The 16,048-nt window shown below is 40.4% G+C and carries 15 protein-coding genes and 2 pseudogenes; 10 read left to right on the top strand and 7 right to left on the bottom strand.

From position 1 onward, the window contains the following. Positions 1 to 4: 4 nt before the first annotated feature. The 3 genes from IQ259_RS17120 to IQ259_RS17110 all read right to left on the bottom strand — a co-directional run bounded on the left by IQ259_RS17120 (position 5) and on the right by IQ259_RS17110 (position 3,080). Positions 5 to 1,252 carry a DUF445 domain-containing protein gene (locus IQ259_RS17120; protein WP_193886868.1) on the bottom strand — a complete coding sequence of 416 codons (1,248 nt, stop codon included), beginning with the start codon at positions 1,250 to 1,252 and terminating at the stop codon, positions 5 to 7. Positions 1,253 to 1,357: 105 nt separating this feature from the next. Next, a complete protein-coding gene (gene ubiE, locus IQ259_RS17115) occupies positions 1,358 to 2,050 on the bottom strand; it encodes a bifunctional demethylmenaquinone methyltransferase/2-methoxy-6-polyprenyl-1,4-benzoquinol methylase UbiE (protein WP_193886866.1) in 693 nt (230 codons plus the stop codon). Positions 2,051 to 2,123: 73 nt separating this feature from the next. Next, on the bottom strand, positions 2,124 to 3,080 hold the full coding sequence (locus IQ259_RS17110) for a response regulator (RefSeq protein WP_193886864.1): 957 nt from the start codon (positions 3,078 to 3,080) through the stop codon (positions 2,124 to 2,126). Positions 3,081 to 3,323: 243 nt separating this feature from the next. On the opposite strand from IQ259_RS17110, the gene IQ259_RS17105 reads away from it, so the two are divergent. Continuing rightward, positions 3,324 to 4,409 carry a RuBisCO accumulation factor 1 gene (locus IQ259_RS17105; RefSeq protein ID WP_193886862.1) on the top strand — a complete coding sequence of 362 codons (1,086 nt, stop codon included), beginning with the start codon at positions 3,324 to 3,326 and terminating at the stop codon, positions 4,407 to 4,409. Positions 4,410 to 4,428: 19 nt separating this feature from the next. Here the strand turns inward: IQ259_RS17105 and IQ259_RS17100 are convergent, their stop codons facing one another. Continuing rightward, complete coding sequence (locus IQ259_RS17100) at positions 4,429 to 6,123, bottom strand: glycosyltransferase family 39 protein (RefSeq protein WP_193886860.1); 1,695 nt, start codon at positions 6,121 to 6,123, stop codon at positions 4,429 to 4,431. Positions 6,124 to 6,331: 208 nt separating this feature from the next. On the opposite strand from IQ259_RS17100, the gene IQ259_RS17095 reads away from it, so the two are divergent. From IQ259_RS17095 to IQ259_RS17055, 9 genes are all read left to right on the top strand, one after another. Continuing rightward, the gene (locus tag IQ259_RS17095) at positions 6,332 to 8,791 is read left to right on the top strand and encodes an ATP-dependent helicase (protein ID WP_193886858.1); all 2,460 of its coding nucleotides are present in this window, start codon (positions 6,332 to 6,334) and stop codon (positions 8,789 to 8,791) included. Between the two features lie 129 nt (positions 8,792 to 8,920). Further along, positions 8,921 to 9,238: a hypothetical protein gene (locus IQ259_RS17090; RefSeq protein WP_193886856.1), complete on the top strand. Its 318-nt coding sequence runs from the start codon at positions 8,921 to 8,923 to the stop codon at positions 9,236 to 9,238. A 166-nt stretch (positions 9,239 to 9,404) separates the two neighbouring features. After that, the gene (locus tag IQ259_RS17085; RefSeq protein ID WP_193886854.1) at positions 9,405 to 9,668 is read left to right on the top strand and encodes a prevent-host-death family protein; all 264 of its coding nucleotides are present in this window, start codon (positions 9,405 to 9,407) and stop codon (positions 9,666 to 9,668) included. After that, the gene (locus tag IQ259_RS17080; protein WP_193886852.1) at positions 9,665 to 9,982 is read left to right on the top strand and encodes a type II toxin-antitoxin system RelE/ParE family toxin; all 318 of its coding nucleotides are present in this window, start codon (positions 9,665 to 9,667) and stop codon (positions 9,980 to 9,982) included. Before IQ259_RS17085 ends, IQ259_RS17080 begins: the two co-directional genes overlap by 4 nt. A gap of 274 nt (positions 9,983 to 10,256) precedes the next feature. After that, positions 10,257 to 11,567 carry a hypothetical protein gene (locus IQ259_RS17075; RefSeq protein WP_193886850.1) on the top strand — a complete coding sequence of 437 codons (1,311 nt, stop codon included), beginning with the start codon at positions 10,257 to 10,259 and terminating at the stop codon, positions 11,565 to 11,567. 213 nt (positions 11,568 to 11,780) lie between these two features. Then, positions 11,781 to 11,978, top strand: a complete 198-nt coding sequence (gene rpmI / locus IQ259_RS17070; protein WP_193886848.1) for a 50S ribosomal protein L35 — start codon at positions 11,781 to 11,783, stop codon at positions 11,976 to 11,978. Positions 11,979 to 12,002: 24 nt separating this feature from the next. Continuing rightward, on the top strand, positions 12,003 to 12,359 hold the full coding sequence (gene rplT, locus IQ259_RS17065) for a 50S ribosomal protein L20 (RefSeq protein ID WP_193886846.1): 357 nt from the start codon (positions 12,003 to 12,005) through the stop codon (positions 12,357 to 12,359). 44 nt (positions 12,360 to 12,403) lie between these two features. After that, the gene (locus tag IQ259_RS17060) at positions 12,404 to 13,309 is read left to right on the top strand and encodes a transporter substrate-binding domain-containing protein (protein WP_228014598.1); all 906 of its coding nucleotides are present in this window, start codon (positions 12,404 to 12,406) and stop codon (positions 13,307 to 13,309) included. A 121-nt stretch (positions 13,310 to 13,430) separates the two neighbouring features. After that, entirely contained in the window at positions 13,431 to 13,955 is a 525-nt protein-coding gene (locus tag IQ259_RS17055) for a tetratricopeptide repeat protein (protein WP_193886844.1), read from the top strand. 190 nt (positions 13,956 to 14,145) lie between these two features. Here the strand turns inward: IQ259_RS17055 and IQ259_RS27225 are convergent. The 3 genes and pseudogenes from IQ259_RS27225 to IQ259_RS17045 all read right to left on the bottom strand — a co-directional run. Then, positions 14,146 to 14,274, bottom strand: a pseudogene (locus IQ259_RS27225) (ABC transporter ATP-binding protein); the annotation flags it as partial. 20 nt (positions 14,275 to 14,294) lie between these two features. Continuing rightward, on the bottom strand, positions 14,295 to 15,401 hold the full coding sequence (locus tag IQ259_RS17050) for an IS630 family transposase (protein ID WP_193886843.1): 1,107 nt from the start codon (positions 15,399 to 15,401) through the stop codon (positions 14,295 to 14,297). Positions 15,402 to 15,464: 63 nt separating this feature from the next. After that, positions 15,465 to 15,646, bottom strand: a pseudogene (locus IQ259_RS17045) (ABC transporter ATP-binding protein); the annotation flags it as partial. Between the last annotated feature and the right edge of the window lie 402 nt (positions 15,647 to 16,048).

Raw genomic sequence — 16,048 nt, 5'->3', positions numbered from 1 at the left:
ACCTTTATAATGACTGCTGACTCAATAGCAAAAATACTGTCTGGAATAACCCAACAACAAAACCTAAGACACCGCCTAAAGTCACGATCGCCTGTAATTCATTTTTAACAATTCCTTCAATTGCTGCTTCTAAATCAGCAGGAGAAGTTGATTTTACACGGTCAATAATTACTTGATCGATTGATAAAATAGGAATCACTTGAGCCACAATAACTTCTAAATCTTTTTCTAAATAACGCTCTAAAATCAAGGCTAATTCTAGGCTGACAACTTCTAAAGAAGAACTGACAACAGGTGAAGCACTCAGCCGATTTAATAGCAGTGTGGCAATATTTTCCCAGTTAACAGAATCTGTGAATCCTTTTAACAAATCACTTCCACTGGTTTGAATATATTGGCGAACGGTTTCCCGTGTGGTTTTGCGTAACTGACGTACCGTGCCGATTGGCAAGTTTTGTAATGATAAATTTTGGAGGATTTTTTTGAGGCGATCGCGCACTTGCAAATCTTGAGTTAATTCTAGCAAGCGAGCATTGGTAGCCTCTTTCTCATCTAAACAAAAAGTTCTCAGTCTGGTGAGAGTATTGCGTAAGCCAAACAGATTTGCTACTACCCAATAAGTCCCACTGGTTTTTTCTCGAAAGCTTTCATCGATAATTTGAATTGTGCGATCAGTTAAAAAATCAACAATTGCCTGTCGTAACACATCTGGTGGTAAAACTGTCTGCAACAACCAATCAGCTAGACGCGTAGCTTGTTCGTCAGTCAGTTGTAAATCTAGCAGTATTTGATCAAAGATTTGATTTATTTGCGCTTCTAAAAAGTCTTCCCTTCGTGCTAAAACTTTCAGTAATCGTGGTAAAGATTCTCCCAACAAATCGCGCAAAATTCCTGCCACAATTTTGGCGCTTTTTTGGTTTTTATCGGCTTTGATTTGTTCAATTGCTAGACGTAATAACCACAAAATTGCTGCTTGTACTCGTTCTGTTTGCAACAAGCGCCGCGCCAAATTTTGTAATTCCTCTGGCGTGAGCAGCGAACCCATAATTGTACTAGAAATATTTTTAGCCAGACGTTCCTGATTGCGGGGAATCAAACCAGGAGTGAAAGGCACTCGTCGTCCAGCAATATAAATTGCTCGGTAGGGACGAAATAACATTTTGATGGCTATATCATTTGTGAAATAGCCAATTATCCCGCCCAGTATTGGGGGAGATACATAAAGCCAAAGATGAGACTGAGACCAATCCACAGGATTTTGGACTTGCCAATTTTGAGTTTGGGAATTTAGACGAAGAGATTAATTTCTGAATTATTTCTGCTTATTTGCCAGCAAAGCCAATCCAAAATCTCAAATCTAAAATTTACTGACTACCAGCACTCCCATCATACCGTTCACAATGGGGTAGTGTGTAACTGATGCAAAACCAGCTTGACGGGCTAATTCCATTTGTACATCTCCTGTCGGAAAGCGATCTAAGCTGGGGCTGATATAGGCATACTGTTCTCTTAAACCCATATTTTCAGCCATTGGTACAACTATAGAGTCCAAATACCACTGCTGAAAAGCGCGCAATTGCTGATTATTTGGTCGATGAAAGTCTAAAATAGCAGCCTTACCACCTGGCTGAAGAACACGGTGAATCTCTTTGAGGCTGCGGGGAATATCTGTAACATTTCTTAACCCATAACCCATTGTCGCCGCATCAAATTGGTTATTTTCAAAGGGCAAATTGAGAACATCAGCTTCTACCCAAGTTACAGGCGGTTGGGGGTATTGTAGTTGGGAACGTTCTTGAGCAGTGGTGAGTAGGTTAGGGGAAAAATCCACACCATAAACATGTCCTGTTTTGCCTACGCGCCGTGCTAAACGCAATGCTAAATCGCCGCTTCCGCAACATAAATCAATACAAGTGTCTCCAGGTTTAGCACCAGTCCATTTAATAGCCATTTCCTTCCATATCCGGTGTTGTCCCAGACTTAACCAATTATTTAGCTGGTCATATACTGGGGCAATACTGTCAAAAATGGCGCGAACGTCTTGATTCATTGGTAAATATTCAACAGTTATTATTCAAAAGTCATTCGTCACAAGCCAAAGACAACGGACAAATGACAAATAACTACTGAGTGGACTGATAGCAACGACTACTAGTAAGTGCGATCGCTACCAACTGTGCTGATAAATTAATGAGGTTCAGTTCATCTTCTCGCAAAGAGCAAGGTTGTTTCCACTGGAGTGACAACACCCCTAACATACCATTCCGGTAGGTTATTGGGATAACTAAATGTGCTTGTACACCTGTATCTTGATAGTGAGACAGTCCGGCTAGTTTAGAGTCTTTGGCGACATTCAAAGTCACTTGCATCTTGCCAGTAGCGATCGCCTCATTTAACAACAGGTCTTTGTCTAGCCAGTTTACTATAGTACCAACACGGCTATAAGAACCTTGGATGTTGGCTAATTGATTTCCCTCAACTAACTGCAAAATACAGCCATCAGCAGCGAAACTATCACTAAAGGCTGTAGCTATGGGTTCCAAGATTGACTCTAAGGTTTCTGCTGCTTGGGTAACTTGTACTAACACAGACAATAAAGCCATTTGAGCATTGGCGCGGCGTAGTTCTTCTGTGCGTTGCTTCAGCAAATCGTAAGTTTCTGCTGCCCTTTGAACTACTGCCTTCAGTTCTCCTGGGTCCCAAGGCTTGGTAATATATTTGTAAACTTGTCCAGCATTAATCGCTTCAACTAAGTCCTCAATATCAGTAAAGCCGGTGAGGATAATCCTGACTGTATCGGGAAACTGCGGCACAGTTTTACTCAGAAACTCAGTTCCTTTCATTTCTGGCATTCGCTGATCGGAAATAATTACTGCTACTTCCCCTTCTGTTGCCAAAACTTCCAGAGCATTTATGCCGCTATCAGCTTTTAAAACATTAAAATCGCGCCGAAAAGTCCGATAAAGTAGATCGAGGTTATCAGGCTCATCGTCAACTACCAATATTTTGAGCTTTTTTGCTCTTTCTAAAGTAGCCACTTGCCGACGACTTGTATTTATTTCGAGCGTGGGATTATCCATGAGATAATTCCTGTAAATAATTCACTATAGTGTTATGTTCTACATCAAGCTTAGTTGATATATAGTGAGTAAGCCTTGCGTGAAGTTACTGATAAGTGAAATGTAGAACTTGTGCGTACTATTTGATAACCTAGAATTGTGTTTGGCGATAGAGTGTAGAGATAGTCTGCTGTTAAAGATTAGAATAAGACTTGCCGATTAGTTCTCAGTAATCTCCTTCACTACAGGCTGCTACTCCAGATTATGACTGACTTACCACTAAACCCACAAAATCCTGACGCTTCTGCAAACAATAACGCACAAGAGTTACTCCGCAAACTTAGGCAAAAGCAAGGTAATTGGGTGGAATGGGGAACAGCGATCGCCACTCTGCAAAAATCTGGCTACAATCCCCAAGAAATTTTTGAAGCAACTGGATTTGAACCGATTCAACAAAATCAGGTAGTAGTTGGCGCTCAAGTCTACAACTCTATAGAAAAAGCCGGGGCATCAGAAGCGACGCGATCGCACTATGCAACGCGAGGTAGTGATGTTTTATATGAATTACGTTTGCTCAGTCAAGAAGAACGCGCGGCTGCGGCTGAACTGACGTTCATTCACAAAATTGATTTAGACGGGGCGCGAGAAGTAGCCAAAGCAATCAAAGATTATTCCTGGTTACGCAATTTACCAGAAGGATTTTCTGCCCATGCTGGGGATGCAGTTGCTTACCAAGCATGGAAATTAGCCCGACAAAACTCCGATTTGGCAGAGCGATCGCGTCTGATTGCTAAAGGATTGCGTTTTGCTCACACCGACTCAGCCAGGAAGCAACTAGAGCAACTACTAGTTGATTTTAGCGTTGTCCCCAAGCGCCCGGCTCCTCTACTGCCCTTTTACCGCCTGGATTCGGAAGAACAACTGCCTCGGATAGTTCCGGTTGTAGGTAAATTTCCTTTGACACCTCAAGACTTACAAGCTGTCCCTTTAATTACAGCAATTGAACCATTTCAGATGGTGAAGTTTGCCGGGGAACAAGCATGGGTTCCAGTACCTGGTTGGCAAGTGCTGTTAAATGCAGAAGATCCGGTAGTGATTTTGGCGAATAGCGATCGCCTTCCTAATCAAGCAAAAAACACAAAAGAAGAAGTACTGATAGTTGTTGATCGCGCTCAACGTCAATGGGATGCTTCTAGTTATTTTGTAGTCGATCATGACGGGGAATTAGACATTCAGTGGCTGGAAACTGAACCAGAAATTTCCATCCTGGGAAAAGTGATTGTGATTGTGCGTCCAAAGAGGATTTTGGATGAAGAAGTCACCAAAGAACCTTGGCTGATTGATGAATAGTTAACATAAATATTCATGCTTACCTACTTATTTGTCTGCTAGAAACTTCTGCTTTACTACATCGATAAAGCTGATAGGGAATACCTATACGATAATGCTGTGTATGGTCTATATGACAAACAGTTTTTCCAGATAGTGTAACCTGCGGTTGATAATCGCGTCGTCGCAAACCAGGGGCTACTATCCATAAATTTAGTTTAGATGCAAATGGAATAGGTAATTGTGAAAGTTTTTTCCAAAAAGGAGTTATGTGGGAGTTTTGATTAATAAACGCAAAGCTATCAAATTTTTCTGCATTTCTCAGCGGTTCTAAAGCTAAAGCAAAACTTAATCCTAGTGCTACATCTTGATAACTGCCATAACGGGTAACTAACATGATTGGAATAGATGGCTCTAAATTTATATTTAGAGCCACTTTTTCAGGTTGAAAAGGCTTTTTAAAAGCTAGATTAGAAGCAACAATAATACAACTAACAGTGCCAACAGTTAACAATATTAGAATTAATTTTTTATTTTTGATTATAGAATTGTTATTGACGTTAATACTAGCTGCTAAAAGCGCACAGAAACTGGGGTAATAAACAAAATTATATCTAGGAACAAGAGTAATATCTTTACTAAATAAATAAATAATAATAAAAAATTCTAAAAGTACGAAAGTGGTAAAAATTAAAAGTGTCATTGTAGGCACTTTAGTTTTATTTTGTGTGCATAAGATATGCCAGCCTTGGAATACTTTCTGTCCTACCCAAATAAAAAAAACTACCATCAAAAATCCACTAATAATAGTAACTGGTAGAGGCTGATTTTCTACAGGTATAGTAATTATCATCAATATCCAGTTAATCACAGTCTGATATAGAGGTGAAATGTAGTTAGGAGTTGCTAACCAATTTGTTTCTGCACGCTGAACATGGTTGAATATTACTAGCAACCAAGGAGTAAAACTGAGAAAAACAAGACTGCTAGAAATAAATAGAGCTAACCAGATTTTATTTATGATTAAAATATCTAGCTTATATCTGTAAATTAGTAATATTAAAGTAGCAATTTCTGCAATTAAAGCCAGTCCAAAAAAGTAGTGAATATAAAGACAAATACTATTAATAGTTGTCCAAGATAGCCAAACCCAAATCCTCAGACGCGATCGCTCAAAGATATCCTGCTGAATTTGCATCAATCCCAATAAGGATAAAGTTATCAAAAACATCGGCGCAGTATAGTGTCTAGCCTCTTGGGAAAGGTAAACAGCAAAGGGCGAGGTTGCCATAACCAAGGCTGCTATAATTCCAGAAGTTTTGGAAAACGCAAGCCGATTTAGACAGTAAATTGCAGGGATAGTCGCGACACCAAATAAAGCCGGAAGCGATCGCAATTTCGCCACCCAGTCTGTTCCCAAAGGACTCATCCAACCTAACCACTCATACATCGCGCAGAAAAATAACGGTGGATGGGTAGACTGCGTATCAACATCTGTGGCAATTTGGTTGCAACTTACACCTGGATTAAAAGTAAAAATTTCTTGTACACGTTCCAGAGGAAACACCACATCCAAAGGCAAATCATGATAATTTTTTCCTAAACTAAAGATGGAAGTAATCACTTCATCCATCCATAAAGGTTTTAAATCTAAATGCCAAAAGCGCAAGACAGCACCGAGTGCGATCGCTCCAACTAAACCGAGATAATGTAGAGAAAGTTTGCTATTGATCATTATTGAGCTATGGAAATTTTTCACCATAAATGCACATAAATACAAACGTTATTCGTCTCGGTGGTTTAAAAATTACATTTAAGTTGTTAGACATTAATACTTTTTTTGGGCTAGATAGGAGGCAAAAAATAAGAGAGTTTACATACTTGATTTTTCTTAACATAATCCTGTTAGTTTTTATCCATTTGCCCAAAGTATAAAATTTACCATGTCAGATACTAACTTTACTGCTACTGTGCCTTTAAAATCTACCCAATCGGAATTATCTCAGTCATCGCCTGTTTTGTCTTTGCAAGAAAAGATTTTAACAATCCGTAATGGACTGCGCCAAGGACAACAACAGATGGGTGATTGGGAATCTGGGCCATTAGCTGTTTCTGCGGTTCCTGGTGCTGGTAAATCTACAGGTATGGCTGCCGCCGCCGCGATCGCAATTGCGCGTCAATATGAACGCTTGGCGCAGTCACGTTCATCTGTTCACCGCCAGTTAGTAGTTGTTACCTTTACTCGTTCTGCTGCTGCTAATATTAAAGCGAAAATCCGTAAATATCTCCGGGAGGATTTATCTTTACCCCAAACAGGTTTTGCTGTTTATACCCTACACGGTCTAGCATTAAATATAGCTAGTCGCTACCCTGATTTATCAGGTTTACAGTTAGAAAATCTGACATTAATCACCCCTAGTCAAAGCCATCGCTTCATTCGCACAGCCGTAGAACAATGGATTAATAATCATCCCGAAAAATATTTTCGTTTATTAGAAGGACAACAATTTGACGGTGAAGAAACAGAAAGATTACGTCGTCAATCTGTACTGCGAACAGAAATTTTACCAGATTTAGCAACGACAGTAATTCACGAAGCAAAAAGTTCGGGGATACCACCAGAACAACTACAACAGTGGAGTCAACAAACCTCAGATGAATATGCAATTTTAAGCATAGCGGCAGGGTTGTACGAACAATACCAAAATTTAATGCGATCGCGTGACTTCATCGACTACGACGATATGATTCTCGCCGCCCTACGAGTATTAAAAAATGACAGCGCCCGTCGCATTGAGCAAAATCAAGTTTTCGCCGTCTTTGAAGACGAAGCACAAGATTCTAGCCCCCTCCAGACTCGGTTATTAGAAATTTTGGCAAGTGATGGAGAAGATGACAGATGCGGGGATAAGGAGACACGGAGACACAGAGATAATTCTTCCAACTCAGCACGGGCTGAACGCCCCGCTACCGCTAACAGCACTCAGCACTCAGCACTCAATCTGGTGAGAGTTGGTGATCCTAACCAAGCAATTAACTCCACTTTTACACCAGCCGACCCTATTTATTTTCGCCAATTTTGCGAAGAGTGCGATCGCGTTGAAAGATTGGCAACAATGAATCAAGCTGGACGTAGTACGAGAATTATCATCGCTGCGGCTAACTTCGCCTTGGAATGGGTGAATAGTTTTTATGGCGCTAAAAATCAAAAATCTGCTCATTTTCCCCTTTCCTCTCCCTTCCGCCCGCAGACAATTTACCCAGTCAATAATAACGACCCACAAAAAAATGCCAACCCTGAACCAGAAGGTAGAGGACTAGAACTATATACCCCCCGTGATATTCATCACACAGTCGAATTATTGGCAAAAAGAGTAGTGGAGTTATTTATACCAGACCCCACAAATACCCGTGTGGCGGTGTTAGTGAGAGAAAATCGCCAAGGCCGATGGTTAGCAGAAATGCTTGCACCTGTATGCAAAGAGCATAAAATTACGCTTTATGATGTGGGTGAACGCGATCGCCGTTCTCACGTACCTCAAGAAATTTTAGCATTATTGCAATTTTGCGATCGCCCCCACTCCCCCGATTACCTCAAAGCTGCATTAGAAGTATTAGTACAACGGCAATTAATTCCTACCCAAGACCTTAACGCCTTGGCTAGTTTACCAGAAGAGTTTTTGTATCCCAGCCCCTTAGCAGCACCGCAAGCAGAACCAGTAGAAAAAGCCGCGCACCTTTGCCGTAGCTTACTCCGCGCCCGTTTGGAGTTACCCCTTTATCAATTAATTTCCTTCCTCGCTTTGGCTTTAAATTACGACCAAGCAGAATTAGCAACGGCTGATAAACTTGCAGAACGAGTCAATCAGCAAATAGCTGGTGGTAGTTCAATGGGTGCAATGTTGGGAGCTTTAAGCGAAATCGTCAGTTCAGAACGCTTTGAGCCTGTGGAAACTGAAGATTTAGAAGCACATTATACCCGTCCTAATCAACTCACCATCATTACCATGCACAAAGCCAAAGGGTTAGATTGGGACTATGTTTTCATTCCCTTTTTGCATGAAACCTTGATTCCTGGTAGATTTTGGGTTCCGCCTCAAAGCCAGTTTTTAGGCGACTTCACCTTATCAGAAGTCGCACGCGCCCAAATTCGCGCCGCGCTTCACGGAGAATCTGGTATACCCGATGTTACCCAAGCTTGGGAACAAGCCAAACATCTAAAAACTGCTGAAGAGTACCGTTTACTTTATGTGGCGATGACGAGAGCCAAGCGCCTGTTATGGATGTCTGCGGCGCAGAAAGCACCATTTACTTGGAGTAAACCAGACAATTTACAAGAACAAGCACCTTGTCCAGTTTTCCCAGCTTTAAAAAGGCAGTTTCCAGAATCAATTAAAGTCTGAAGTATGAAATTAAACTAGCGATGAAGTGCGATAAAATAAGCTGATCACATTCTGTCATTTTAAAGCCTTAAGATTAGAAGTAAAAGCTCTAGTAAGAGAATTTAGGTTAAAACCCTTTTGAAGACAAAAGTGGAAATTTATGGAAAAGATTATGCTCTTATTCTTGAACTTCTTAATCTAAAAGGTGATAAAGGACTTCATTGGTACAAGCTGGAGCGCTTGATGATGCTAATCGGTGAACCACTAGTTTTTCATGAATCTGCCTCGCAAGTGGTGAGAGAATTATCAGATTTGGGATTAATCAAAATTATCAGGGATAACAGTCTATTAAGTGGTAAGTATCTCATCTCAGATGAGGGTAAAAAATGGTTGACTGACAGGAACTATAGTGGCTCCCTAGCTCGTGAACTATTGTCTAAACTTGTTGTGAACTATTGCCTACAGTAGTATGATCGCCCAGCTTGCAGCGACAGTGCAACACACTAAAAAATCAGGCGAGCGCGCAGACTAATATAAATTTTGCGATCGCATTTTCTATAATTGGAATCGCTGATATGGATTTGGTGATCGCTATACTAGAAACATAAATCTCATCTATTATCTATTAAATGTAATGACGATCAAAGAATTGCTATTGCAAGAAATTGATAACACTCCCAAGGAACTGCTAGAGGATGTACTTGGATTTTTAAAATCACTCAAAGCAGATCCACAACAGCCCCTCACATACAGAAAACTCTTAGAACGCATTGATTACCTAGAAACAATAGTAGGTATTCGTAAAGGGCTAGATGAGTTTGAGCAGGGTGAAGGAATTCCTGCCGAGCAAGCCTTGGCAACCCTACAACAGAAATTTGGCATTCCGCCTCACCCATGAATTACCAGATTCTCATTCAGCCTACTGCCTTTCAAGAAATAGAAACATCTTATCGTTGGATGTGCAACAACCTGAATGCTGAAGTAGCTAACAACTGGTATTACGAACTTCAAGACCCTATTGCTTCGCTTCAAGAATTTCCTAATCGCTGTAGCATAGCACCAGAAGCACCAGTTATTGGTCGTGAAATTCGGCAACTCTGGGTTGGAAAACGAAGAAAATATCGAGTTTTGTTTGTCGTTGAAGAAGATGTTGTAGCAATTCTTCATGTTCGCCACAGTCGCCAATCTTACCTAAGTGAAGAATCTGGGTAATTTTTGTCAGTGTTAGTATAGCTTGCCCCAGGTATCGTATTTTTGGCGATGAGGAGAGCGATCGCTTCAACACACCCTACTTAATATTTACTACGCATTTACTAAATTTTACATGAGTAAATATAGAGCGCCTGAAGATTACCAAGAAACATCAGCAACAATCAACCCGCATCATCCGTCAACCCACCTACAACAGACGAGAAAGTCGAAAGGTTTGTGCATCAAGGCTTTCGACTGTTTGACATGGTATTTGTACTTATGCAGGTATGACGGTATGACATCAAATATTAAGTTGTCTGCAATTATCAACAACACCAGCAAGTTACCCAGAGGTGTTGTTTTAACCCTTGCTTTAACAAGCTTACTATCTTTTGGACAGGGATTTGCGAGTAATTACGCGGCTGATGCTGCTCCGCGTGGCGAACCAATACAATTGTCTCAACGCTTACCTGATCACTTTCGTAATCGCGCAAATCGACTACCACGAGGAATTGCTGACACGATAATTCGGGATGCGGCGCGGCGTGCTAGAGTCCCGAACAATCAGGTGAGGATTACCCAAGCTACGCGCAAAACTTTTGGTAATCCTTGCATCTTCAACTTTGGCGAAGTCTGCACCAGGGAATATAACCCGATTCAAGGTTGGGAAGTAGTTGTGCGAGTTCAAAATCAATCTTGGATTTACCACACCAATGAATCTGGTTCTCAAATCGTTTTAGATCCGAATATTGGCGACTCCGGTTCAGGAATCAATAGCCAATTACCAAGAGCGATCGCCAACAATATTTTACGTGATGCGTCTCGCCGTTCTGGTGTCAATACTAACAATTTAAGAATTACCCAAGCTACACGCAAAACCTTTAGTAATACTTGTGTCTTCAACTTTGGCGAAGTTTGCACACAACAATATGATCCCATTTCAGGATGGGAAGTAATTGTGAGAGTTGAGAGACAGTTGTGGACTTACCACAGTAATGAATCTGGTTCTCAAATCGTTTTAGATCCGAATATTAGCGACTCTGGTTCAGGAAGCAATAACCAACTACCAAGAGCGATCGCCAACAATATTTTACGTGATGCTGCTCGTCGTTCTGGCGAAGACGTAAGTGATTTAAGAATTACTGAAGCTACACGCAAAACTTTTAGTAATCGTTGTGTCTTCAACTTTGGCGAAGTGTGTACCAGGGAATATAACCCGATTCAAGGTTGGGAAGTGGTTGTACGTGTTCAAAATCAGTCTTGGACTTACCACAGTAATGAATCTGGTTCCCAAATCGTTTTAGATCCGCAATTTTCCGACTCAGGCTCAGAGAACAGCTATCAATTACCAAGAGCGATCGCCAACAATATTTTACGGGATGCTGCTCGTCGTTCTGACGAAGACGTGAGTGATTTAAGAATTACTGAAGCTACACGCAAAACTTTTAGTAATCGTTGTGTCTTCAACTTTGGCGAAATCTGCACCAGGGAATATAATCCTATCCAAGGATGGGAGGTAATTGTCCGAGTGCGTCGTCAGTCTTGGACTTATCACGCTAATGAATCTGGTTCCCAAATCGTTTTAGATCCGGAAATTGGACGATAGATTGGTTTCTGTGTAGCGATCACGATGAAAGCTAATGATGTATTTTAGTAGAGATGCAATTAATCGCATCTCTACAGATATATTTTATATTTCGCTGTCAAACGGGACTATATCCAGATTTTTGATTGCTTTATTTAGCATATATTGGCATTTCAGCACTTTGAATAGTATATAATTATGGATTGTGTCGAATCGTCAAATTAAAGCCAGCCAATGCCTAAATTAAAAACCCGTAAAGCAGCTGCGAAACGGTTCCGCGCTACTGGTAGCGGTAAAATCGTCCGCCGCAAAGCCTTCAAAAACCACTTGTTAGAACACAAGACAACTAACAAAAAGCGTAAAATGTCCAAAATGGCAATTGTAAACGAGCGCGACGAAGAAAACGTGCGCTTGATGCTGCCTTATTTGTAATCTAAATTTTTTAGGAATTAAAACATGACACGGGTAAAACGCGGTAACGTAGCTCGTAAACGCCGCAATAAAATTCTCAAATTAGCTAAAGGTTTTCGTGGTTCTCACTCCACCCTGTTTAGAACTGCTAACCAGCAGGTAATGAAGGCACTACGCAGTGCCTACCGCGATCGCAAAAAGCGCAAACGCGACTTCCGCCGTCTGTGGATCACTCGGATCAATGCCGCTGTTAGACAGCATGGTTTAAGCTATAGCCAGTTTATTGGCAACTTGAAAAAAGCTGATGTCCAACTCAATCGCAAGATGTTAGCACAATTGGCAGTCCTCGATCCGACCAGCTTCAGCAAAATTGCTGAATTGGCAAGCCAAGCTAAAGCATAAAGGTAGTAACGGATGAATAACCTTTGAAGGATGAAGTATGAAGTATGAAGGCTGAAACTTACCCCAAGAATGAATCGAGGGGTGTGAAAAAGATTAGCTCGTTGCTAAAAACCTTTGTGATGCAGCAAATCTTTGTTTCATCTTTGATCCTTTATCCTTTATCCTTTATTCGGTTACATCTGGTATTACCCATTACCATTATTGGGATTTTCTGCTGTTGCTTTTTATTCACAGGATTACCTGCATCTGCCGCAGAAATGCCAGAAATTCAGCGGCGGGGTTATTTTAATATTGCTGTCAAAGATAATTTGCGTCCCTTAGGATTTAGGGATACTAACGGCAATCTGCAAGGTTTAGAAATTGATTTGGCGCAACGTTTAGCAGCAGACTTGCTAGGTAAAGCAGAGGCTGTCAAGTTGCAACCTGTAGCGAATCGCGATCGCTTATCTGTAGTCTTAAAGCATAAAGTTGATTTCACTATTGCCAGAGTCACTGCCACTGAGTCACGCTCTCGGTTAGTAAGTTTCAGTGTGCCGTATTACTTCGATGGCACTTACTTGATTACTAAAGATACCTCTGTAAAAGAGCTTCGGGATTTAGCACCCCGTAAAATAGCCGTACTCAACCACTCTAATACAATTGCTCAAGTACGTTATTATCTCCCCAATGCTGAGTTAGTGGGAGTAAATTCTTATCAGTCAGCGCGAGAGCAACTAGAAAGCAATACAGTCGCAGCTTTTGCTGCCGATGCTAGTGTTCTCAGCGGTTGGATACAACAGTACCCGCAATATCAACTGCTCTCAACAAGGCTATCGACGGAACCCTTATCTGTCGTTATGCCCAAGGGCTTGCAATATGACGAACTGCGACGTAAGGTAAATGAAGCGATCGCTCGTTACACAGTCCAAGGTTGGCTCAAACAACGCGCTCAATATTGGGGATTACCTTAAAAATTCAAAAAGCAAAAGGTAAAAGCCAAAAGAGATATTATACTTTTGCCTTTTAACTTTTAACTTCTCTACGGTCGATAATAGATATAGAAAGTAGTTTTAATATTTGTATTAGCAAGCAATGGATAACAATCTAGCAGTTGTTTACCTCTCAATTGTGGTAGCAATTCTCGCATTTGCTGTTGTGAGTGTTTTTCGGGAAATTTTCAAAACTCGCAGGTTAGAAAGCTCACTTTCAAAACTGCGAAAAAAATTAGATAAAGAAAAAGGCACAACTCAGGAATATTACGAGTTAGCCTGTATCTATTCAGAAAAAAAATTGTACACTCAGGCGATCGCGCTGTTTCAAAAAGCTCTGAAAGCAGCTGAAGAAGAAAGCGAAGAATCTGTTGCGCCCATTTACAATGGCTTGGGTTATACTTACTTTGCCCAAGAGCAATACGATTTAGCAATTCGTCAGTACAAAGAAGCACTGAAAAATAAACCAGATTATGTAGTAGCGCTGAATAATCTCGCTCACGCCTACGAACGGAAAAAACTCACTTCCCAGGCGCTACAAACTTACGAAGAAGCACTTAAATTCGCGCCTAATAATGCAACTGCTAAACGTCGTGCTGAATCCTTGCGCCGTTTAGTTTCTGCATAATTATTCAGATATAGCTGTATGTTGAGTGAATAACCGTATAGCCCAACATACAGCTGAGGTTTATAGGAAATCTCAAAATTTTAAAATCCATTCATGGTCAACATCACAGGCTAGAAGCGAGTTTTATTTCTTTTATTTCCTTCCAGCCCAGGTTTTCAAGATTACGTCTGTAAGTAATCATAACTTGCCATCAAGCAGCCAAGTGAGTCAAATCAGTTGGTGTAAAATTAGAGTTTACCACTTCACCATTACGGAACTAAACGATGCGCTGAGTTTGGCGAGCTACATCTGGTTCGTGAATTACTATGACTACGGTAATAAGCTGCTACGCAGCTAAATTTAATAAACAGCATTACCTTTATTTTTAATCTTACGCTCCCATTTAATAATAAGACCACCTTGATTGAGCAATTTATTTAACAATTGTTCTAGCTGCGATACAGACTCGAATAATCTATGAGCTATATATTCTTTTGCTGAATGCCAAACTAATTCAATTAAATTATAATCTGGACTATACGGGGGTAAAAATTCTAGAATAATATTTGGCATTTCTGACTCTATTTTAGCTAAAATATCTTTCCTTTTATGGAAACTAGCATTATCAAGAATAATCACTATTTTCGCTGAACCATCTTTAAATTCTTCAATTGCTTTTCCTTGCTCTAACCATTCTTGTAACAGAAAATTGTTCCAAGATTGAATCTGCTCATAAAATACATCTGCATTTCCTTTTTTAATTACAAAATTTATTCTCTTTTTGTCGTGATAACGTAAGCCTCCCATAATATTTACTCTTCCTCTTTTCCTCTGACCTGTAATTTGTTTTCTTGTACCTTTTTTACCCCAATTTTTTCTTCTTATCACTCTCAAACTAAATCCACTTTCATCCCAAAACCATACCTGTAAACGCTCTGGCGATTCTTTCGTTATTCTTAAATATTCCCGCAATTTTTCTTTAAATGCTTTACGCTTTTCAGGATTCTGTTTTTCCTCTAGGCTGTACTTTGCCCAAAGGTAAACGTACTTTTTTCTCTCTAATATTCTCCTAACTTGAGAGCCACTTAAGTTAATTCCTGTTGGCTCTTTCATATAAGTTGCTAATCTCGCTGCTGTCCATCGACCAAATTCATATCCATACTCTGCTGGTGATTTTTCAATTACTTCTAATAGTATGTCTTCATATTCCTTAGTAACTTTACGGAAGTTTCCTTCTCGTCTTCCATCCAAAAAACTTTCTAGGTTATCTGGATCGCCGTGAACTGCCCAATACGCTACTGTTGGGTATGCAATATCTAAGAAATTACTAATTTCTTGATAAGTTTTTCCATCATTCATCAACAGTAAAATTAGAATCTTCTCTCTTACATATGGATTTTCATGCTCTTTTAGCGTTTTTAATAGCCGTTCCTTTTGCTCTTGATCAAGATGGTTTTTTGCTGGCATTGGCTGCTGATAATAGCTTAGATTATTAATCTTATATTATACAATTAAGCTGCGTAACAGCTTACCACTTGCGTTTAATTTAGTGAAAATTTCCAACACTTCTTGAGTTGTACGGGAATCAAGTGCGCCTGTGAGTTCATCAGCGAGGAGGACAACAACAAAGAGTAGCGATCGCACGGGCATTGTCAATCTTCCTGTTGTCCTCCTGAAATTTCATTTGGTTTGTTATTGAAGCGTTTTTCTAACCTTCAGGAATTCGAGTTTGAAGATTGGTGTAGGCCAGGAACTAGCAACCCACACCATTGATTTGATTGCACAGATAAGGAATCCTGGCATTTTTTAGTTCCGTCGAACTCACGTTAAAAGACTGAGATGCAGCAAAGCTTTCAGGGTTTACATCTGTATTAGATGTTTCGTGAAATGGTACAACCACCAAAACCTAGGCTCTTAAGGTGTGAATGCTGCCTAATTGTGTCCGAAGCATTGAGCAACACCAAAGCAAAAAGCCTCTTTCGTAAAATTACGAAAGAGGCTTTTTGAAAATAGAGACCTGGCATCGAGCTATTGTGGCAGGAGGCGACCCTCCAACTATCGTAGCCGCAGCAGCGTTTCACATCTGAGTTCGGGAAGGGGTCAGAGTGGTTCCA

It is taken from the genome of Fortiea sp. LEGE XX443 (assembly GCF_015206815.1).
In the GTDB taxonomy this organism is placed as follows: Bacteria; Cyanobacteriota; Cyanobacteriia; order Cyanobacteriales; family Nostocaceae; genus Nostoc_B.
This window is presented reverse-complemented; position numbering and strand designations above follow the sequence as displayed.